Annotated in this window: 18 protein-coding genes; 12 read left to right on the forward strand and 6 right to left on the reverse strand. The window is 64.3% G+C overall.

Translation table 11 applies throughout. The features are described 5' to 3' along the window. Nucleotide 1: 1 nt before the first annotated feature. Entirely contained in the window at nucleotides 2-964 is a 963-nt protein-coding gene (locus AWB79_RS19040) for a UDP-glucose 4-epimerase family protein (RefSeq protein ID WP_061169082.1), read from the forward strand. 13 nt (nucleotides 965-977) lie between these two features. Here the strand turns inward: AWB79_RS19040 and AWB79_RS19045 are convergent, their stop codons facing one another. After that, a complete protein-coding gene (locus tag AWB79_RS19045) occupies nucleotides 978-1832 on the reverse strand; it encodes a methyltransferase domain-containing protein (RefSeq protein ID WP_061168990.1) in 855 nt (284 codons plus the stop codon). 270 nt (nucleotides 1833-2102) lie between these two features. On the opposite strand from AWB79_RS19045, the gene AWB79_RS19050 reads away from it, so the two are divergent. The 3 genes from AWB79_RS19050 to AWB79_RS19060 are packed head-to-tail and all read left to right on the forward strand — an operon-like array spanning nucleotide 2103 to nucleotide 6114. Further along, on the forward strand, nucleotides 2103-3128 hold the full coding sequence (locus AWB79_RS19050; RefSeq protein WP_061168991.1) for an MraY family glycosyltransferase: 1026 nt from the start codon (nucleotides 2103-2105) through the stop codon (nucleotides 3126-3128). Nucleotides 3129-3143: 15 nt separating this feature from the next. Next, nucleotides 3144-5039, forward strand: a complete 1896-nt coding sequence (locus AWB79_RS19055; protein WP_061169083.1) for a nucleoside-diphosphate sugar epimerase/dehydratase — start codon at nucleotides 3144-3146, stop codon at nucleotides 5037-5039. Between the two features lie 37 nt (nucleotides 5040-5076). Continuing rightward, entirely contained in the window at nucleotides 5077-6114 is a 1038-nt protein-coding gene (locus AWB79_RS19060; protein WP_061168992.1) for a glycosyltransferase family 9 protein, read from the forward strand. 3 nt (nucleotides 6115-6117) lie between these two features. Here AWB79_RS19060 and AWB79_RS19065 read toward each other — a convergent pair whose 3' ends face one another. The 3 genes from AWB79_RS19065 to AWB79_RS19075 form a co-directional block, all read right to left on the reverse strand. Further along, nucleotides 6118-7047 carry a LysR family transcriptional regulator gene (locus tag AWB79_RS19065; protein WP_061168993.1) on the reverse strand — a complete coding sequence of 310 codons (930 nt, stop codon included), beginning with the start codon at nucleotides 7045-7047 and terminating at the stop codon, nucleotides 6118-6120. A gap of 130 nt (nucleotides 7048-7177) precedes the next feature. Next, nucleotides 7178-7765: a phosphatase PAP2 family protein gene (locus tag AWB79_RS19070; RefSeq protein ID WP_061168994.1), complete on the reverse strand. Its 588-nt coding sequence runs from the start codon at nucleotides 7763-7765 to the stop codon at nucleotides 7178-7180. Nucleotides 7766-7827: 62 nt separating this feature from the next. After that, complete coding sequence (locus tag AWB79_RS19075; protein ID WP_061168995.1) at nucleotides 7828-8901, reverse strand: GlxA family transcriptional regulator; 1074 nt, start codon at nucleotides 8899-8901, stop codon at nucleotides 7828-7830. A gap of 307 nt (nucleotides 8902-9208) precedes the next feature. On the opposite strand from AWB79_RS19075, the gene galU reads away from it, so the two are divergent. Beyond that, on the forward strand, nucleotides 9209-10153 hold the full coding sequence (gene galU / locus AWB79_RS19080) for a UTP--glucose-1-phosphate uridylyltransferase GalU (RefSeq protein ID WP_074169393.1): 945 nt from the start codon (nucleotides 9209-9211) through the stop codon (nucleotides 10151-10153). A 99-nt stretch (nucleotides 10154-10252) separates the two neighbouring features. On the opposite strand, the gene AWB79_RS19085 is transcribed toward galU, so the two are convergent. Next, nucleotides 10253-10525, reverse strand: a complete 273-nt coding sequence (locus AWB79_RS19085) for a hypothetical protein (protein WP_061168996.1) — start codon at nucleotides 10523-10525, stop codon at nucleotides 10253-10255. Between the two features lie 1172 nt (nucleotides 10526-11697). Continuing rightward, nucleotides 11698-11844 (reverse strand): hypothetical protein, encoded by a 147-nt coding sequence (locus tag AWB79_RS39565; RefSeq protein WP_157695804.1) that lies wholly within the window; start codon nucleotides 11842-11844, stop codon nucleotides 11698-11700. Between AWB79_RS39565 and AWB79_RS19090 the strand changes: the two genes are divergently transcribed. The 7 genes from AWB79_RS19090 to AWB79_RS19120 all read left to right on the forward strand — a co-directional run bounded on the left by AWB79_RS19090 (nucleotide 11843) and on the right by AWB79_RS19120 (nucleotide 20921). Further along, entirely contained in the window at nucleotides 11843-12844 is a 1002-nt protein-coding gene (locus AWB79_RS19090; protein WP_061169084.1) for a GlxA family transcriptional regulator, read from the forward strand. The two genes, AWB79_RS39565 and AWB79_RS19090, sit on opposite strands and share 2 nt — an antisense overlap. Nucleotides 12845-12995: 151 nt before the next feature. Continuing rightward, the gene (locus AWB79_RS19095) at nucleotides 12996-14516 is read left to right on the forward strand and encodes a mannose-1-phosphate guanylyltransferase/mannose-6-phosphate isomerase (protein WP_096031566.1); all 1521 of its coding nucleotides are present in this window, start codon (nucleotides 12996-12998) and stop codon (nucleotides 14514-14516) included. A 139-nt stretch (nucleotides 14517-14655) separates the two neighbouring features. Then, the gene (locus AWB79_RS19100) at nucleotides 14656-16035 is read left to right on the forward strand and encodes an undecaprenyl-phosphate glucose phosphotransferase (RefSeq protein ID WP_061168997.1); all 1380 of its coding nucleotides are present in this window, start codon (nucleotides 14656-14658) and stop codon (nucleotides 16033-16035) included. A gap of 17 nt (nucleotides 16036-16052) precedes the next feature. Further along, nucleotides 16053-17240: a polysaccharide biosynthesis/export family protein gene (locus AWB79_RS19105; RefSeq protein ID WP_198399053.1), complete on the forward strand. Its 1188-nt coding sequence runs from the start codon at nucleotides 16053-16055 to the stop codon at nucleotides 17238-17240. A gap of 144 nt (nucleotides 17241-17384) precedes the next feature. After that, nucleotides 17385-17846: a hypothetical protein gene (locus tag AWB79_RS19110; protein ID WP_061169087.1), complete on the forward strand. Its 462-nt coding sequence runs from the start codon at nucleotides 17385-17387 to the stop codon at nucleotides 17844-17846. A gap of 654 nt (nucleotides 17847-18500) precedes the next feature. Next, entirely contained in the window at nucleotides 18501-20405 is a 1905-nt protein-coding gene (locus tag AWB79_RS40830) for a S8 family serine peptidase (protein WP_157695805.1), read from the forward strand. Between the two features lie 27 nt (nucleotides 20406-20432). Then, nucleotides 20433-20921 carry a hypothetical protein gene (locus AWB79_RS19120; protein ID WP_061168999.1) on the forward strand — a complete coding sequence of 163 codons (489 nt, stop codon included), beginning with the start codon at nucleotides 20433-20435 and terminating at the stop codon, nucleotides 20919-20921. Nucleotides 20922-21050: the final 129 nt, after the last annotated feature.

Genomic DNA, 21050 nt, shown 5'->3' on the forward strand with positions numbered 1-21050 from the left:
GATGCAGCAACGCATCGCCGTGACCGGCGCGAACGGCTTCGTCGGGCGCGCGGTGAGCCGTGCGCTGCTTGCGCGCGGCATCGCGGCGGCGGCGATCGTGCGTGGCGACGCGCACGGCGAGCCCGGCGCCGAGGTGCGCCGTATCGAGGGGCTCGATTCGATCACGCCCGATAACTTCGATGGCTGCGAGGCCGTGATTCATCTCGCCGCCCGCGTGCACATGATGGGCGACGCCGCCGCGCAGTCAGAAGCGGTGTTGCAAGCCTACCGCGCCGCCAATGTCGACGGCGCGCTCGCCGCCGCCGATTGCGCGCGCCGCGCCGGCGCGACGCGCTTCGTGCTGATGAGCAGCATCAAGGCGCTGGGCGAGAGCGATCCGGGTCGTCCCTTCACCGAGGACGACGCGCGCCGCCCGCCGGATGCCTACGGCGTCTCGAAGGCCGAAGCCGAAGTAAAGCTGCTCGAATTCGGCGGCCGCACGGGCATGGAGATCGTGGTCGTGCGCCCGCCGCTGGTCTACGGTCCGGGCGTGCGCGCCAATTTCCTCGCGATGATGAAGGCGATTGCGCGAGGCCTGCCGTTGCCGCTCGGCGCGATCGAGGCGCGCCGCAGTCTCGTCAGCGTCGACAATCTGGCGAGCGCGACGATCGAATGCGCGCTCAATCCGGCCGCCACGGGCCGCGTGTTTCATGTGACCGACGGCTACGATCCGAGCGTCGCGGAACTCGCCCGCAAGCTGGGCGAGCATCTCGGCCGCCCGGCGCGGCTCGTGCCCGTACCCGCGGGATTGCTGCGCGGCATGGCGAAGCTGGCGGGCAAGGCCCCGCAGATCGATCGTCTGACCGGCAGTCTGCGCGTCGATTCGCAACGCATTCGCGAGACGCTCGGCTGGCAGCCGCCGCAGTCGCTCGACGAAGGACTGGCCGCCACGGCAGCGTGGTTCCGCTCGACGCCCGCCCGCTGAGGGCAGAGGGCGTTCAGCGCCGGGGTGTCGGACGCATGCCCAGCTTCCATTTGAGCTTGCGCAGAAAGGTCTTGAGCGCGAGACGTTCGGGATAGTGCCGCAAATTCGAAGGCAGGTTCAGCGCGTGAGGCCGGCGCTCGCTCACGGCCGGCTTTTCGATGACGATGAACTGATCGTCGCCGCGATTGGCGCAACTGAATCGCGTCTCTTCGAGAAAGCGCGTGATGAACGAGAAGTCCCACAGATGCCACGCATATTCGGCGTTGTGCGCGACCACTTTAAAGCCGCAGTGCTCGACGATCTGGCGCAGTTCGCTCATCGTGAATTCGCGGAAATGCCATTCGTACATCATCGGCGGCTGTTCGCGCAGGACTTGCATCATCGACCAGAGGCTCGCGGCGTTCGGCGTCGAGATCAGCGCGCGGCCGCCCACGCGCAGCACGCGGAACACTTCCTCGAGAAAATAGAAGATGCCGTCGAGCGTGGTCGCCTGCCGGTAGCGGATGTCGGAAATATGCTCGATGACTTCGAGGCACACGATGTTGTCGACGGAGCCGTCGGGGAAGGGCATCGGCCTGTGACGCAGATCGTGACGCGTCCCGACGACTTGCGCCTGCGGAAAGAAGGACCAGACGACCTTCGCGGTCAGATAGTCGAGGCTGCCGATCTCGACGCAATACCCCTGGCTCAGCCCGAACGCCTTCATGTAGCCGACCGAAATGGCCATGCGCCGCGCATCGAAATGGCTGCCGCCGCCGCCGACACCGAGCGTCGCATTCGACGACGCGATGAGTTCGTTCACCTGGTCGATGACAACGGGGTCAGCGAATTGCGATTCGAAAAGATCCGTCTCCGTCTTTGTGTCCACTGCTCGCGCTCCTCGGCTTGGGCGGATGAAGGGATGTCCATACGACTTTTGTCGAATTTACCCGAGAATGCGTGACATGGTCATGTTCCTGCGCAGCGCCCGCCAACGTTTGCAGTGCAAGCTCGCCGACAGGCGCTTAGACGTAATTTTTCTTTATTCTTCAGATATTTAAAAGTAATTTTATCGTGGCTTCGCGTATCCTTGAGGGTTTTCTCGAAAATGGTCCCGATGCCATCGTCGGCCGCCGTCAAGCCAATCCGATAACTTTGCATGCTGTCTTCGCTTCTCGAGGCTTCGCCGTCTCTCGCCGCGGTATCGATCGCGGTACTGGCGTCCATCGCCTGCGCGCTGATTCTTCAGGCGCTCCTGCGCACCGGCCTCGCCTGGCGTCTCGCCACCGACATTCCCAATGAGCGCTCGCTGCACGAACGGCCGACGCCGCGTGTCGGCGGCTGGGGCATCGTGCCGGTCGCGGTGGTCGCGCTCTTCGCCATCGCGCCGTCGATGTGGCTCATCGCCGCCTGCGCGGTGTTCCTGGCAGCCGTCTCGCAGATCGACGACCGGCGCGGACTGCCCGCGCGCGTGCGCTTCGCGGCGCATATCGTCGCGGTCGCGGTCGTCATCGCCGCGCATCCGGCGGGCGTGCCGTGGTGGGTGCTCGTGCTCGTCGGCTTTCTGATGGTGTGGCTCATCAACCTCTATAACTTCATGGACGGCTCGGACGGCCTTGCGGGTGGCATGGCGCTGTTCGGCTTCGGCGGATACGCGCTCGCCGCGCTCGCCGGTCCCGCGCCGCAGGCGGATCTGGGGCTGGCGTGCGCGGCCATCGCGGGCGCGGCCGTCGGCTTTCTGACCCTGAATTTTCATCCGGCTCGGATTTTTCTTGGCGATGCGGGGTCTATTCCGTTGGGCTTTCTCGCGGGCGCGCTCGGCTACTGGGGCTGGCAGCGCGGCGTCTGGCCGGTCTGGTTTCCGGCGCTGGTCTTCGCGCCGTTCATCGCGGATGCGTCCGTGACCTTGCTGCGACGCCTTTCCCGTGGCGAAAAATTTTGGCAGGCACACCGGGAGCATTACTATCAGCGCATGGTGCGCCTCGGGGTGGGGCACGCGCGCACCGCGCTCGCGTGGTATCTGCTGATGCTGGCAGGCATAATCCTCGCCAACTGGGCGCTGCGATTTTCTCTCGCGGCTCAGTGGAGCGCAGTGGCGGGCTGGGCAGTCGTGGTCATGGCAGCGGGCTTGGTGGTCGACGCGTGCTGGCGGCGTCATGAGACGCGTCATTCCGAACAATCTTGAGGGTCCGTGCTAATGATGAATCGAATAAAAGCTACGTGGCTGTCGGCGGGTGCGTTCGTCTTCGATCTGGTCGCCGTCGCGGGATCATGGCTTGCCGCCTATATCATCCGCTTCAACGGCGCCGTGCCGCATGATTTCCGCCACGGCGCGCTGATGGCGCTGATCTGGGTGCTGCCGGTCTATGCCATCGTGTTCCGTGTGTTCGGCCTTTATCGCGGCATGTGGGTGTTCGCGAGCCTGCCGGATCTTATGCGCATCTCCAAGTCCATCGCGGTGGGCGCGCTGGTCGTCATGGTGGGCGCGGTGATGTCGCAGCCCACGCCGATCATCCCGCGTTCGGTGCTGATCGTCTCGCCGCTGTTGCTGTTCCTCGCGATGGGCGGCGCGCGCGCTCTCTATCGCGCGGCCAAGGAGTTCTATCTGTACGGCGGGCTGGTCGGACAGGGCAAGCCCGTGATCGTGCTCGGCGCGGGCACGGCGGGCGCGATGCTCGCGCGCGAGCTGTCGCGCTCCAGCGAATGGCGTCTCGTCGGTCTGCTCGACGACGATCCCGCCAAGCAGGGCCGCGAAGTGCTCGGCCACAAGGTGCTGGGCGGATTCAGCGACCTGGCGCGCGTGGCCGAGCAGCTCAAGACCGACTACGTGATCATCGCGATTCCGTCCGCGTCGGTGGAGGAGCAGCGGCGCGTCGCCACGCTGTGCGTGCGCGCCGGCATCAAGGTGATGGTGCTGCCTGCGCTCACGCCGCTCACGCAAGGCCAGAATTTCCTGTCGCGCGTGCGCCAGATCGACCTGGAAGATCTGCTCGGGCGCGAGCCGGTGAAGATCGACATGCCGCACGTCGAGCAGTTGCTGCATGGCCGCGTGGTGATGGTGACGGGCGCGGGCGGCTCGATCGGCTCGGAATTGTGCCGGCAGATCCTGCGCTTCTCGCCTGCGCAACTGATCGCCTACGACCTCTCCGAATACGCGATGTACCGGCTGATCGAAGAGCTGCACGAGAAGTTTCCGGAATGCTCGGTGATTCCGGTCGTCGGCGACGCGAAGGACTCGCTGCTGCTCGACCAGACCATGGCGCGTTTCACGCCGCACATCGTGTTTCACGCGGCGGCCTACAAGCACGTCCCGCTGATGGAAGAGCAGAACGCGTGGCAAGCCGTGCGCAACAACGTGCTCGGTACGCTGCGCGTGGCGCGCGCGGCGATGCGCCACGACGTGCGCCACTTCGTGCTGATTTCCACCGACAAGGCCGTCAACCCGACCAACGTGATGGGCGCCTCGAAGCGTCTCGCCGAGATGGCGTGCCAGGCCTTGCAGCAATCCGCGCCGCGCACGCAGTTCGAGACGGTGCGCTTCGGCAACGTGCTCGGCAGCGCGGGAAGCGTGATCCCGAAGTTCCAGCAGCAGATCGCGAGAGGCGGGCCGGTCACGGTCACGCATCCGGAAATCACGCGCTTCTTCATGACCATTCCGGAGGCCGCGCAACTCGTGTTGCAGGCGTCGAGCATGGGGCGCGGTGGCGAGATATTCATTCTCGACATGGGGCAGCCGGTGAAGATCGTCGATCTGGCGCGCGACCTGATCCGTCTCTATGGTTTCTCGGAGGAGCAGATCCGCATCACGTTCACGGGGCTGCGTCCCGGCGAAAAGCTCTATGAGGAATTGCTCGCCGACGACGAAACCACCACGCGCACGCCGCATCCGAAGCTGCGTATCGCGCAGGCGCGGGGCGTGGCGGACAATTTCATCGACGAACTGCTGCCCTGGCTGATGCAGCATCGCGTGCTGTCCGACGAAGAGGTGCGCCGCGATCTGCGGCGCTGGGTGCCGGAATATCAGACGGCGACGATGCCCGTGCTGCAAAGCGTGCCGGTCGTGAAAGCGGCGAACGAGCGCGGCGCCGCGGGTTGACCGAAGGCGGACGCCGCAGGTTCACCAGGGGCCACGCATGACGACGCTCGACGATGTTCATGCGCTGACCCACGCGGGCACGCTGTTGTCGGCAGACGGCGAGATCGTCGCGCCGTATGACCTCGAAGTCGCGCACGCCGATGCGTCCGGCTTTTCCACTTTGCCCGCCGACGTTCTGAACGCGGGTCGCGAACCCTTCGACGCGGACTACGCGCACGCGCGCCGCGTTCATCTGATCAACGCGTTCGGCGTCACGCTGGGCGATTCGATCATCGGCTTGACGGCGCTTGGCGCGCTCAAGCGCCGGCATCCCCACATTGCCTGGACCATTTATCGGCCGGCGCGCGCGCCGCGATACGTGCGGCGTCTCTACGAGCTGGCTGCGCCGCTGTTCGACGCTTGCGCCGATCTGCCCGTGGCGCTTTCGAGCCTGCCCGCGGATGAGCCGAAGATCGACATCGGCAATCATCTTTTCTGGCCGGGCTTCGCCACCATGCCGATGATCGATTTCTTTCTGTGGGCGCTCGGCGTCGCGCCGGAGAGCGTCGCGGCGCATCAGAAGCGCAATCGCTGGCTCGCGGAAGTGCCGCTCGGCGCACCCACGCACGAACCGTACGTGCTGTTCTGCCCGGACGCGAGCACGCCGATCCGCAGCATTCCCGCCGCAGCGCGCGCGCGGATCGTCGCGCGTCTCGCGGATGAGTTCGGCATCGACGTGTATGGTTTCGGCGCGCTAGATCACCCGCGTTATCGCGACATCGCGCCGCTTTGCATCGATACGTCGGATTTCCTTGCTTGGATCGGACACGCGCGTCATGTGGTGACCGCCGATACGGCGGCGCTGCACATCGCGGCGGGCTTCGACGTGCCGACCACCGCGTTCTTCACGACGATCCCCGCGCATCTGCGCGCGCGCGACTACGCGAATTGCGCGGCGATCGAATTCGCGCTGCCGCATCTGGAAGGCATGCACGCGAGCGCGCGCGCGGCCGATCTGCAGGCGCTCGAGCGCGCGTATCGCGATTACGACTGGGCTGCGATGCCGTTAGCGCGAGCGGCGCCGGACATCGTCTGAAAGTCAGTTGAACTGTCCGTTGGGCTTGCCCTGAAACGTCGGCAGACGGCTATAAAGCTCCGCGACCCAGTCGATGAACACGCGCACGCGCCGCGGCTGATGCCGGTTGGCCGCATACAGCACCGACACCACGCGCGGATACGACGGATACTCGCTCAGCACTTCCCGCAACGCGCCGCTTTTGATGAGCGGATCGAGCGTGTAGCTCGAACCCTGGATCAGGCCGAGGCCCGAGACGCCTGCCGCGATATACGAATCGCCGTCGTTCACGGCGATCTTGTGCTTCATCGCGACGGTGCGCGTTTCGCCGTCGACCACGAATTCCCAGTTACGCACGCGTCCCGAGTTGTTGAGCACGTAGCCGACGGCGAGATGCCGGTCGAGCTCGTCGAGCGTCCGCGGCTCGCCGTGCTTTTCGATGTAGCCGGGCGACGCGCAGGTGATCTGCGTATACGCGCCGATGCGCTTGGCCACCAGCCCGACATCGCCGACCGCGCCCACGCGCACGACGCAATCGACCGCTTCTTCGACGAGATCCACTTGCCGGTCGGTGAGCAGCAGCTCGATGCCGATATCCGGATACGCGGCGAAGAACTCGGGCAGCGCGGGAATGATCGTGCTCTTCGCCATGACTTGCGGCAGGCTGATCTTCACGTTGCCCTTCGGACTCGCCTTCGAGTGCGCGAGCGATGCTTCCATGTCGTCCACTTCGCCCAGCACGCGCACGCAGCGCTCGTAATAGGCTTCGCCGTCCTCCGTGATGCTGATGCTGCGTGTCGTGCGGTTGATGAGGCGCGCGCCGAGATGCGCCTCGAGCGCCTGCAGCGTGCGCGACACACTCGCGGGAGGCAGGCGCAGGGCGTCGGCGGCTTTGGAGAAACTGCCCGCCTCGACGACCCGCGCGAACACTTTCATTGCAAGGAAGCGGTCCATGCTCGGGGTCCGGAAACGTGAACGCGCGCCTGCATGGGCGCGCGCGTTGGGTAGGCCTGCTTTTTCAAGCGACGATCATACTTAAGATCGCCCACGCGCGCGTCCGGCGTGCGCAGGCCGTTTCCGTGTATCAGAGCCCGAGTCCCTGACAGAGCCACCAGGAGTAATGCTCGATCATTCGCTGAAACGGCGCGTGATGACCGTAAGCGATGGACGAAACCGCGAGCAGCCCGACGCCGGCGGCGAGCGCGCGCGGCATCTTGCGCGGCTTGTCGAACACGCGCGTGAGGAGCAGCGCGGCAATGGCCGAGCCGAGCACCCAGCCGGCGACGACTTCGGCGGGCGTGTGCGCGTCCTGGATGATGCGGCTCGCGCCGATCGCCGCCGCCAGCGCGAGGCCGCCCAGCGCGCCGAGCCGATACCAGCCGCCGCCCAGCCCGCCGAACAGCAGTCCGCCCGCCACCGTGTAGATGGATGCGGCGAGCATCGTGTGGCCGCTGATCATGCGCAACTGGATCGCGGAGAATTCGAGGCCGCAGCCGGCGTAGAGAATCTTCGAGAGGCCGACGAGCCCCATGCCGAGCGCCATCAGCACGCCCCAGCGGATCGCGAGGCGCATGTCCACCGAGCGCAGCCAGAAGGCACAGACGAGTGCGAGCGGGAGCAAAAGAGCCGCGTCGCCGAGATTCGAAAGAGTCCAGAGTACCCGTGATTCCATGCGTGTCCGTTTTTTTAGTTAGTCTCGCGGGCTTCGGAATCGAATCTTCGAAAGAAACCCGCCTATGAACCGTCGTCCTTCTTGTGACGGTCCGCGCGCCGGTATTCGGTCGGCGAGATCGACAGCCGCTTGCGGAAGATCTTCGCCAGCCCGTCCCCGCTGCCCGCCCCGCAGCGCCGCGCGATCTTGTCCACCGGCAGGTCGGTCGCCGCGAGCAGAACGCAGCTCGCATCGAGACGCGCGCGCAATAAATATTCCGATGGCGTGAGCCCCATCTGCGCCTTGAAGCGGCGCAGGAAGTTGCGCTCGCTCATCGCCGCGACGCGCGCCGCATCGGTTATCGAAATCGGCCGCACGTAGTTCTCGCGGATCCAGCGCGCGGCCATCTCAATCTTCTGACGCACGCCGCCCGCGTCGGCGTCGTCGAGCAAGGTGGCGAGCTTCTGCCACGCGCCCGGAATCGACCACTCCGACACTTCGCGGGCCACCGCCGCGCCGTGATCGCGCTTGATGATCGAGAGCGCCGCCGCGATCGGGCCTTTCGGATCGTCGAGCGTCAGGGTCTGCTCGACGATGAACAACGGGTTCGACAGCGTCGACGTCGCCACGGGCGAAAGCGCTCGCATCGCGGCCGCGCGGGCGTGGTCGGACGGTCGGTTCTGCGCCGCGAGGTTGGCTGCGGCAAGAATGTGCGCGCCTTCGCCGATTGCCTTGATGAACGGGATCCTCGGCGCGACGCGCCCGAGCCGCTTGCGCAGCGCCAGGTCATGCCGGGCATGCCGCGCGCCCGCGCCGCCCGCGATGAAGAGCGCATCGCACTCGTTCATCCAGTGCGATTCGAGGCTTTCGGTCCAGATGCGCATCGAGCAACTGCTCGCCACGCTGCCGCCTTCACTCGACAAAAATAGCAGCGCGTAGTTGGGTGTTTCCGTGCGCTCGCCAGCATCCGCGGGCAGGCGCACCTGATTGGCGAGCGAGAAGACCTCGGAGATCGAGCTGACCTCGACGAGCGAAAATTCCTCGAAGATCAGAATGCCGATCCGCTTTTCCGCGCGAGCCGTGCCGGCGGGCGGCGTGTCGGGCGCCGCCGCGGTGCGCACGACCTGAAGCCTGCCCGTGCCATTGGCATATACCATCGACTTTCTCCCTGGATCCGAAGCGCCGGATCTCGTGCAGGACGCTGCGATCCTCCGTGAAGGACACGCAAAAGTGCGGGGAAGTGAGCTTACCTGCGTCGCACTATACGCGGCAGCCAACATTCGCCGTCTGCCGAGTCCGAAATTGACGAACTGTTGGCAGATGATTTCGATATTCGAGGAATAAGCTCACTTCATTCTTGTCGTCTGATGAAACCGGACGACGCGTATCAACGAGAAGAGGCGTGCTGCGAAACGCTCCCACGACGCACCGCGCATGCCCTTTCGATCAGACGAGGTGAGCCGAATGTTGAAAGTGCGCAAGGCGGTGTTCCCGGTCGCGGGCCTGGGCACGCGATTCCTTCCGGCGACCAAGGCGAGTCCGAAGGAAATGCTGCCGGTCGTGGACAAGCCGCTGATTCAATATGCGGTCGAAGAGGCGATGGCCGCGGGCATCACCGAAATGATCTTCGTCACCGGACGAAGCAAGCGCGCGATCGAAGATCACTTCGACAAATCGTACGAGATCGAGTCCGAGCTCGAAGCGCGCGGCAAGCAGAAGCTGCTCGATCTGGTGCGCAGCATCAAGCCCAGTCATGTGAACTGCATCTATGTGCGTCAGGCCGAAGCGCTCGGTCTCGGGCATGCGGTGCTGTGCGCGGAGAAGCTCGTCGGTGGCGAGCCGTTCGCCGTGGTGCTCGCCGACGATCTGCTCGATGGCGAGCCGCCCGTGCTCTCGCAAATGGTCAGCGTGTTCGATCACTACCATTCGTCGGTGATCGGCGTCGAGGAAATCGATCGCAAGGATTCGCGCTCGTACGGCGTGATCGAAGGCAAGCCGTGGGACGACGGCCTGTTCAAGCTTTCACGCATGGTCGAGAAGCCGGAGCCGGCGCTCGCGCCGTCGAACTTCGGCGTGGTCGGGCGCTATGTGCTGATGCCGCGCGTGTTCGATGATCTGCGTCGCCAGAAGCCCGGCGCGGGCGGCGAGATCCAGCTCACCGACGCGATCGCCGCATTGCTGGCGGAGGAGCAGGTGCTCGCGTTCCGTTATCGCGGCAAGCGCTTCGATTGCGGCAGCAAGCTCGGCTACCTGAAGGCGACGGTGGAATTCGCGCTGCGTCATCCGGAAGTGCGCGATGAGTTCGAGCGCTATCTTCGCGCGCAATTCGGCATGGCCAAAGCAGCGGCGATCGAAGAACCGCTACGCGAAATAACGGACGAAGGCGAACAGTCGATCGTCGAAGCCTGAAGGTTCTATCAGCTTTCTTGGCGGAAGGGCGGGCGGCGTGCAGCAATGCGCGCCGTTCGTCTTTCAGGCGGCGCCAGACCCGTTTCAGATCGATGGTGTTCATCGGCCGATGTATCCAGCGGGCCTGGTCACGTTCGCGCACAGCGCCTGTGCGCTGTCGTAGACGACGCAGACCGGAGCTTCCGTCAGCACAAGAGGCACATGGCCGTCGCGGTATTGCATGGCCGATGCGTTGCCCATCGTGCGGAACACGGTGACGGCGCCGGACTTCGTCGGCGCACCGACGGCGAGACCGTATTCCACCGCGTGCGACTCATCGAAGCCGTCCGCGCCGGGCCAGGCCGCGTTGTCGTGTCTCCACAGCGCGGGCATGATCCTGCCGCCGTTCAGGCGCTGAAAAGGGCGCGCATGGACGCCCCTGGGCGTGCCGTTGACGTAGCTCAGCGTCGTGCGTGGCCTTGCACATCGCGACGAGGTCGGCGTCCGAATCCGTCCATGGCAGGCCGCCTTCGTAATCCGCTCCCACGCCAGGTGTCGGACCTTTCTCTCCGGTCAGGTGCGAACGCCGATCCCAGCGCCGTCGCGCGACCGTGCGCGCCCGCACGCGCCGATGCGCGTCGTCGGATGAATGGGTGACGGCGGCTCGTGTTGCGAACGTGAACCCGTTCGCGTGCGGGCATGTGCGAGGGCGCACATCGAATTTCACGAGTGAAACACGCGTCGAGCGCCCGTTTCGCACACGCGAAAAGCCGGTCGGACGGAAAAGTTGACCGATTTCCGATTGACGTCGATGCGAGAAATTCGAAGGGCCGGAACATTGATTGCCCGCGAAAAAGGGGCGGCATTCGCCCGACTATTACACAAGCTTTCAATTGGCGATTCGAAAAAAGGCGCCAAAGCGTGCGCCGCCGCAAAAGACTAGGAATTGGCGGATGCGTCCACCGCACGGGCCCAGAGCACATGCAGGTTTCGCGGACGTTCCTTATTTCCGCTGTGCAGCATCCATCCTCATATGAAAACATCGCGCCGGTTTTTTTATAAAAGCCTAAATGCTGAATTTATAATCCCGGGCCGCATTTGTATTCTGAAAACAGATAATCCGTTGAAATTAATAAGCGGAGTAATTGAGCCTTTGAATCCGCGGTCTGGAATAACGAACCTTGTAACTTAATTCAGGTATTTTGTTACCAAAAATTTCAGGCTGAGGCGATGCACGACTATGTAGCACGGAGAATCAATGTTTCACGATTGAATCAGTTTCGTCGACTCTACGCGGCGCCCGGACCGCCCTGTCTGCCGCATAGGGCCGTGCGCTGGGGCTTTGCGGGCGTTTTTCTGTCCGACCGATCAAGACGCCTATGGTATTGCACTTTCCCGCAATCAGAAGGTTTGTATGACAAGTTGCATATTTGTTTTCCCGATCAAGCGGAAAACATGACTGTTCGAATTTGGGGAGGGATATCAATGTGCGCTCACCCTCATAGCGGGACAGTTTTTGTGGTTCAAGCGCGAAAATCTAGAGCACAAAAAAGCATGTCTGCTTATTATTCATCCCAGCGGATCGATTCCGCCATCACTTCGTTCCAATCGGTCACGGCAACCCGGCGAAGTTCGGGAAGTTCTTGATGCGCCGCAATGGCCGAGCGACTTTTCGCGCCTTCCAGGAAACAAGAGCTGCAGAGGATGACCATGCCTTACGCCAATCTAGAACCCGCAGTCATGGGTTGGATGCCCCCCGCGACGAGAGCCTCGCAGACCGAGGTCCGCCGCATTGCGATTCTGTTGTTCGACGGATTCTCCCTGCTGGGCGCCGGAATCGTCGCGGAGGTCTTCCACATGGCGAACGAGTTGTCGTCGGCGAAGTCCCGTGCGGACTGTACCTACGACGTGCGCTTCCTGTCCGTCGACGGCGGCAATGTCGCGTGCTCGTCGTCGGTGCGGGTCTGGACCGACGGCCTCGACGCGCGCCACTACGGCGGCTTCGACGCGCTGTTCGTCGCGGGCGGCCGGGGCGCGGAGGACGCCGCGAAGGATGATCGCATCATCGAATGGGTGCGCCGGGTGCAGACCAAGACGACCGTCGTGCGCGCGATCTCCGAGGGCCGCAAGGTGCTCGACGCTGCGGGCATCGGCCAGGCGCCGGAGTCGCAGGCGCGCTACGGCAACGCGATGATCCACCTCGTGCGCGAGGAGCAGCAGGGCGATGCGGGCGACCGCTATGAGTCGATGAAGGGCGCGCTCATGATCGTGAAGCGCGATCTGGGCATCGAGGTGTCGAGAAGCGTGGCCGAACGCCTGATGCCGGGGTCGGCGGCGAAGCTGGTGTCGATTCTCGGCGACAGCGGCGCGGCCTCCGCGGGCGACAAGATTCGCGCGGCGGCGCGCTGGCTGCAGGACAACTGCGAACGGCCGATTTCGGTCGTCGACGCGGCGCAGGTGGCCGCGATGAGCGAGCGTAACTTTCTGCGCCGCTTCAAGATCGAGATGGGCATCACGCCATCCGATTACTTGCTGCAGGCGCGGCTCGCCGTGACCTGCGCGCTCCTGACCGATTCGGAGCTGCCGGTCGACAAGATCGCGCGCCGCAGCGGCATGGGCAATGGCGACCGGCTCGCCAAGATTTTCCGCAAGCGTCTCTTGATCTCGCCGACGGAGTACCGGATGCAGAGCAGGCGCGAAGCGAACGGCTGAATCCGCTGAACGCTGAGTCGGGTTAAGCGGGGCGCCGCACATCGGTGGCGCAAAGCGTCGAACATTTGGCCGGACCGCAAAGGTGCGGCACTTAATCATTCACGGGCGGCATGGCGCCGCGCGTGAGAATTTGCAGGCAGGAGTGCTTTTCATGACGAACGAGGTACGCACGGCAGGTCGGGTTCAAGCGGGTGTGAGGACGGGTGAGGCCCTGGTGGCCGGACCGTGCCGCCGGCTGACGCCCGTCATCCTCGCCGGCGGCTCGGGTACGCGCCTGTGGCCGATGTCCCGTGAGCAGTTTCCGAAGCAGCTGATCGGCATCGTCGGCCGTGATTCGCTGCTGCAAGCCACCGTCGCGCGCCTGAAGGGCTTCGGCGGCGACTTCGAGGTGGCCGCCGAACCGATCATCGTGTGCGGCGAGGAGCATCGTTTCACGACGGAAGAGCAGACGCGCGAGTCGGGCGTGGATGCGCGCATCATCGTCGAGCCGGCGCGCCGCGACACAGCGCCCGCGCTGACGCTCGCCGCATTCAGGGCGATGGCCGACGGCCAGGACGCGATCATGGTCGCGATGCCCGCCGATCATTCCATCGCGGATCTGCCGGCGCTGCATCGCGCGATCGCGATCGCCGCGGAGCACGCGGAGCGGGGCGTGATCGCGACGCTCGGCATCCCGCCGACGCGCCCCGACACCGGTTTCGGCTATATCCGCCTGGGCGATGCGCTGGAGGAGGGCGCGCACCGGATCGAGCGCTTCGTCGAGAAGCCGGCTGCCGAGCTCGCGGCGCAATACGTCGCGGCGGGCACGTACTGGTGGAACAGCGGCATTTTCATCGTGCGCGCGAGCGTGTGGCTCGCGGCGCTGCAGAAGCTCAACGCCGACATGTACGCGGCGTGCGAGGCGGCGGCGCGCGAAGGCGAGGATGACGGCAAGTTCTTCCGTCCGCAGGCCGCGCAATTCGGCCGTGCGCCGTCGGATTCCATCGACTATGCGGTGATGGAGCATATCGGCACCGCGAACAGGCCGTGCGATGGCGTAGTCGTGCCGCTGGTCGCGGGCTGGTCCGATCTCGGCTCGTGGGACGCCGTGTGGGACGCGATGGACAAGGACGACTCCGGCAACGTCGCGAGCGGCCGCGTGGTGTTCGAAGGCGCGACGTCGAGCTATGCGCGCTCCGAAGGCGGACGGCTCGTCGCGTGCGTGGGCACGACCAATATCGTCGTGGTCGAGACGGACGACGCGGTGCTGGTCGCAGACCGCTCGCGCGTGCAGGACATCAAGGGGCTGGTTGCGCGCATTCGCGAGCAGCAGGCGCCGGAAGCGGACACGCATCGCAAGGTGCGCCGTCCGTGGGGTTTCTATGACTCGATCGAGCATGGCGAGCGTTTCCAGGTGAAGCGCATCGTGGTGTCGCCGGGCTCGAAGCTGTCGTTGCAGATGCATCACCATCGCGCGGAGCACTGGGTCGTCGTGTGCGGCACGGCGCTGGTCACGCGTGGCGAAGATCAGTTTCTTTTGAGTGAGAACGAATCGACCTTCATCCCGCTCGGTGTGAAGCACCGCCTGGAGAATCCGGGCAAGGTGCCGCTCGAGATCATCGAAGTGCAGTCGGGCAGTTACCTCGGCGAAGACGACATCGTGCGCTTCGACGATACGTATGGCCGCAGCTGAGATGGTCCAACGAACAGGAACTGCATGAGGCAATAGAGCGAGCGACTTCTTTGCAACGACTGCCCCGCACAAGACGGGCTCAGGCGAGGGAGGACACGGGAAGGGGCGGTACAAGGGCGATTGCGTTCGGGGGAATGACATGCGCGATTTTGAAGGATTGCTGGCTCGACTGTTCGACGTCTGCGTGATCGTCGGCGGCGCAGCCGTGGCCTCGCAGATCAGGTTCGAATACATCGAGGCGCACACCTGGTCGGTGGCGTTCGTCGCGTTCGCCGCTGCGTTCTCGCTCGCGCTCTTCCCTGGCTTCGGCGTCTATCAGTCCTGGCGCGGCCGCAGCAAGCTCCAGCTCGCCTGCCAGGTGTCGCTGGGCTGGCTCGTCGTGCAGGGCTGCGCGCTCGTGCTGATGTTCTCGCTGCATCGCCTCGATTACGTGTCGCGCCTCTGGTTCGCCTACTGGACCGCAATGTCCGGCGGGCTGATGATCGCCGGCCGCCTGATCACCCACGCGATCCTCGCGCACATGCGCAACGCGGGCATGAACCTGCATCAGGTGGCGATCGTCGGCAGCGGCAGGCATTGCGATTCGCTCATCCGCAAGATCGAGCGCGCGCAGGATTCGGGCTTTCGCGCCAGCGCCGTGTTCAACGCGACGCCGGAGAAGATGCGCCTCAACACGCGCGTGCCGGTCTATGAGGACTTCGAGGGCTTCGTGAATTACGTGCGTCGCAACAACGTGCACGAAGTATGGCTCGCGCTGCCGCTCTCGCAGGAACGCATGCTTCTGCGCTTCGTGAACGAGTTCCGCGACGACCTCGTCAACGTGCGCTTCATTCCCGACGTGCGCAGCCTCGCGCTGTTCGAGAGCGGCGTGACCGACCTGCTCGGCCAGCCCGCGATCAATCTGGTCGCCTCGCCGCTGTCGCCTTCGGCGCTGCTGCAGAAGGAAGTATTCGATCGCGTGTTCGCGCTCGCCGCGCTCGTCGCCGTCGCACCGCTTTTGATCGGCATCGCGCTGGCGATCAAGCTGACGTCGCGTGGCCCGGTGCTGTTCACGCAACGCCGCAAGGGCGCGGATGGCCGCGTCTTCACCATTTACAAGTTCCGTTCGATGCGCCTGCACACGGAACAGGCCGGAGTGCTGCAGCAGGCCACGCGCGGCGATCCGCGCGTGACTCGCGTCGGAGCATTCCTGCGCCGTACCAGCCTCGATGAGCTGCCGCAGTTCTTCAATGTTCTGCGCGGCGACATGTCGGTCGTGGGCCCGCGTCCACACGCGCTAGAGCATGACGACCTGTATCAGAAGGTCGTATCGGGGTACATCCATCGTTACCGGATCAAGCCAGGCATCACCGGCTGGGCCCAGGTCAACGGCTTTCGTGGAGAAACTGATCGGATCGAAAAGATGGAAGGACGCGTCGCTCACGATTTGTACTACCTGGGTAATTGGTCGTTCGGACTGGATATGAAAATCATCGCCGCAACGATCTTCAAGGGACTACGCCACACCAACGCTTACTGATGTAGGGGACGACCATTATGCACAACCAACAACAACCGGGCACCACCTCACTGGCCGCCAACACCAACGTGTCGCGTATCTTCCGCCTCACGAGCCTGGCAGCGGCTGCTTCCTTTACCGTGCTGTTCGCGGGCTGCGGGCTTGCGCCCGGCATGAAGATGGACACGCCGGCGCAACTCGTCGAGACGTCGAACGACCAGGGCGATCCGGCGTCCACGATGAACATTCCGATCACGCCGATCGATCTGTCGCTCGTGAAGAAGATGAAGGCCGCACAGCCTTCGTCGAGCATCGATCCGAACGCGTCGCTCTACGGCAAGGCCGGACCGTACAAGCTGGGCGTCGGCGACGTGCTGCAGATCACGGTCTGGGATCACCCCGAACTCGTCGCCGCGCTCGGCCAGCCGGCGCAGCAGACGCGCACGGCCGACGCCGCGCCGGGCTTCGTCGTCGATGCCGACGGCAACCTGCAGTTCCCGTACGTGAACAAGCCGCTGCATGTCGCGGGCAAGACCGAGGGCCAGGTGCAGCGCGAGCTGTATCAGGAACTCTCGAAGGTGTTCGTGAAGCCGCAGGTGACGGTGCGTGTCGCGTCGTTCCGTGCGTCGCAGGTGTATATCGACGGCGACGTGCGCACGCCGGGTGCGCAGCAGATCAACGACATTCCGATGACGCTCACCGAGGCCATCGGACGCGCGGGCGGCTTCGCGACGACCGCGGACCAGAGCCGGCTCACGCTGATCCGCGACGGCGTCACGTATCACATCAACATGTCGGGCATGACGGCGAAGGGCAAGAGCCCGTCGGACATCGTCCTCAGGCCGGGCGACGCGCTGCGCATCGATTCGCGCGACGAGAACGGCGTGTACGTGATGGGCGAAGTGACGAAGCCCGCCACCGTGATCCCGCTGCGCAACGGCAAGCTCACGCTTTCCGACGCCGTCTCGCAGGCGGGCAGCTTCAACGCGGAGACGTCCGATCCGAAGCAGTTGTACGTGATCCGCAACGGCGAGACGGACAAGCCCGAGGTCTATCACCTCGACGCGCGTTCGCCGGTGTCGATGCTGCTCGCGAACAGCTTCGAGCTGCAGCCGCATGACGTGGTCTACGTGGACAACAACGGACTGGTTCGTTTCTCGCGCGTGCTGAACCTGCTCCTGCCGGCAATCAACGCGGGTCTGACGGCGGCCGTGTTGACGAAGTAACGGTTTGACCGGCGCGCGGCGGCGCGCCGCGGGTTTCACACGGCGTTGCGTGAGCAGCGGCGTTTTCGCGAAGCGCAGATTCCGCGTGACGGCGACGGGCATCGATATAATCGGCGTCCGACTTCGTTTCTTGGTGTCTCGCCCGTGAAAACGCTCACTGCTCTCGCACTCGCTTCGATTCTCCTTGCCGCCTGCTCATCGGCGGAAAAGGAGCAACAGAAGGAACGCACCTTTTTGCTGTCGCAGCAGTCGCTCGACGTAGCGCAGCGCAACGCCACGCTCTCGTGCCGCGACGCCGCGCAATGCGACGCGGTCTGGAAGCTCACGAAAACTTACGTCGAGCAGAGTTCGAAAGAGCGCCTGACGCGCGCGGACGACGCCGCGATCGAAACCGATGTGCCGTCCGGCTCGGGCAAGCCGGTATTCTCCGCGACGCGCGTGGCCAACGGCAACGGCGGCGCGACCATCTCGCTCTTCGCGCAATGCAAGGGCATGTATGGCGATGAAAGCGCGCGCGGCTCCGACTTCGACGACTGCGCGACCAAGATCATCTCCGTCCAGAACGGCTTCGTCACCTATCTGAGATCGCATCTGCCCGCGCAGTGAGTGCGCGCGTTCGGCGCGCCTTTGTCGCTGCCGTCGCCGCCTGCGGCCGATGTCCGCAAAGAGCGTGATTCTGGCTGATCGCCCGGAATCGATGAGCCGAAGATTCAAAGGCCGGCAACGGCATGAGACCAGAAAATATCCGCGATGCGCGTGCGCGCCGAAGCGAGGAATCCCGCAGGACGGGGGTACGAGTCCACGAGGAACGCGCGGCCGAGGCCACGCTAGCCAGAGCATCAGAAAGCGCCTTCGCAGAAGGGACGCGGCATGGACTTGTTCGGCGCGACACGCATGCAGGGACCCCGATCAATCGATCGAATTCGATTTCATCCGGGGACTGGCGATCATCGCGGTGACGGGGATAGGGCCACGCTTGCTGGCACGGCGGCCCGGTATCTCGCCGTCGTGCGGGTCGGCGAAACTCGTCTCAAAAACCACATAGGATTACGAAAGTATTGTTCGAAAAATTCGACGCCTCCGATCGAATTCGCCCAGGCTTCTCCGGGACCTAACGTTACAAACGGCCGTAGTTTTTTGTCGCCCCCGCACTCTTTCGCCAAACCGATGAATCAAAATCTCGCCCGGGTTCAGTTCTAGTCCGGACGCATGGCAATACGTCGATGCCCGGACATCATCCAAAGCAATTGACGGGCAAAGATGCGGTCACTCTCACAAACTTTATCAATCGCAGTCTTCTCGGCTGCAGCGCTGTTGTCGGGATGCGGCGGTGGTGGCGACGGCGGCGGCAGCGGCAGTAACGCGAGCGGCACGAGCGGCCGTGGCATAAGCGGAGGCGGCACGAGCGGCGGTGGCGCCACCGGCGGCGGCACGAGCGGCGGCGGCACAACCGGAGGCGGTACCAGCAGCGGCTCGACCGGTGGTGGCACGCTAACGCCGCCGAAGAAGCCCGATCCCCTCGAGCAATATCAATGGCATCTGAAGAACACCGGACAGAACGCGTTCGCCGGCGTGCCGGGCGTATCGGGTTTCGACCTCAATGTCGACAGCCTGTATCAGGCCGGGATGACAGGCAAAGGCGTGAAGGTTTCGGTGCTCGACTCAGGCGTGGATGCCGCGCATGAAGACCTGGCGGCCAACATCGACCCGAATCTGCTCGCCACGCCCACGGCTGACGGCGCGACGATCGGCGCGAGTACGCTCCCCGAATCGCACGGGACGGCTGTCGCGGGGCTCATCGGCGCGGTGGCCGGCAATGGCGTCGGCGTGCGTGGCGTCGCGCCCGGCGTGACGCTGGGCGCCATCAGCGTCCTGGGCTGTACCGATTGCGGGGGGGCGACAACGGACCCCGCAACGCTTGGCGGTGCGAGCTATTCGAGCAGCATCGACATCTTCAGCGGATCGTTCGGTATGGCGCCGACCGCACCGGTGGAATATTCACCCTTTACGTCCTCCGCCGAGATTGCCCTCAACGGGCTTCAGCAGCTTCGTCAGGGCAAGGGTGCGGTCTATATCCGCTCCGCCGGAAATTATTATGCTTATACGAGAGGCGGGTCCTGCACCACGTCGAGGGCGCTTCAGGTGAGTTGCGGCAACGCCAATCTCGATGCCCAACGTACCTCGCCCGTCACCATCCTGGTTGCCGCAGTCAACGCTCAGGGCAAGCATTCGAGCTATTCGTCAGCCGGTTCCAATATTCTCGTTTCGGGCTTTGGCGGAGAGTTCGGATATGCCGACCCCAGCAAAAAGCCCGCAGGTCCCGCGCTCGTAACGACGGATGTCTCGGGATGTTCGAGAGGTGCGGTGAAGACCGACAAGACGAACTACCGGAACGACTTCGACACACCGGGCACTGCCATCAATCTGCAGTTGAATGCATCGTGCAACTACATGTCCACGATGAACGGCACATCCGCCGCCGCGCCCACCGTCACGGGCGTCGTTGCGCTGATGCTCCAGGCCAATCCGAACCTCACGTGGCGCGATGTGCGCGTGATCCTCGCCTCGACAGCGCGTCAGATCGATGTCGGCCACGTCGCGCCGACGACAACGCTGCCTTCGGGCGAAACATACACGCCGGAACCTGCGTGGTTGCGTAACGCCGCTGGAATGTGGTTCGACAATCTCTACGGCTTCGGCCTCGTGGATGCCGCAGCAGCGGTGGCGATGGCGCGCTCCTACACCAGCTATCTCACCGGTCCGATGAAGGAGAGCGGCCAGAGCCTGCAATTCGAGTCGGCGAACGGCACGTCGATCGCCATGGGCAAGGTTTCGGGCACCGAATTCCCGATCACGCTCGGCGGTTCGGTTCCTGTGTCGAAGGTGGAGTCCGTGCGGGTCGTGCTCACACTCGGGAACGCAACGCCGGGCGATCTGGCCGTCGAACTCATTTCGCCCTCGGGCACGCGCAGCGTCCTGCTGCAGGCGTACAACGTCCTGCAGGGAACGGACATCAGCATTCCGAGCATGACGCTCGCCTCGAACGTGTTCCTCGGCGAGCCCGCCAAGGGCGTATGGAAGCTGCGCCTGATCGACGTGAATCGTCGCGACGGCGACACGCCGATGGTCTTGCAACGCGCTATCGTCAACGTGATGGGCAGTTGATTCTGTCTGGCTATACTCGAAATTATCATGAAGAGAATTCTCCAACTCGGTGCCGTTTCACTGCTCGCCGCGGCTTCCTGTGCCGGCGCTCAGACGCTCGAAATCGGCACCGTCGCTCCTGCCTCGCTCGTTCAACAAATCGAGGGCACGCCGCCGGTCACCGTTGGCTCAACTTCCGTGCGCGTGCTGCCTTCGAGTGCGGTCTTGAAAAGCGAGGGCGCATCCGCAGGTGCAAGCACGTCGAGGTCGACGCTCGTCGTGCGCCCCAGCGACAACCTGATCGGCCGAAGCGATAACAAGCTGGTCGTGGTGTATTCCGACACGGCTGCGGTGAAAGCGAAGTCGTTGTCGCTGGCGCCGGGCGCGACGATCGAAACCCATCCGAACGTCGCCATGACGATCGTGCGCGTGTCCAGTTTCAAGGACCTGCCCGCGCTGCAGGCGAAACTGCACGACGCCTTCCCGAAAGCCACGTTCGATGTTCCGGTGACGTACTTCGAAGATCTGCCCGAGTGATCGCCGCTTTGGTCGTGCCGGTTTCGTAAGCACGGCGCGATCCGATCCTGAAACGCTCGTCGCGCGCCTGCGCGACGAGCGTTTTTTTATCCGGAGAGGAAGCGGTTCACACGAGTCGTCTCCCGGACG

Origin of the sequence: Caballeronia hypogeia (assembly GCF_001544875.2) — a bacterium.
Taxonomy (GTDB): Bacteria; Pseudomonadota; Gammaproteobacteria; order Burkholderiales; family Burkholderiaceae; genus Caballeronia; species Caballeronia hypogeia.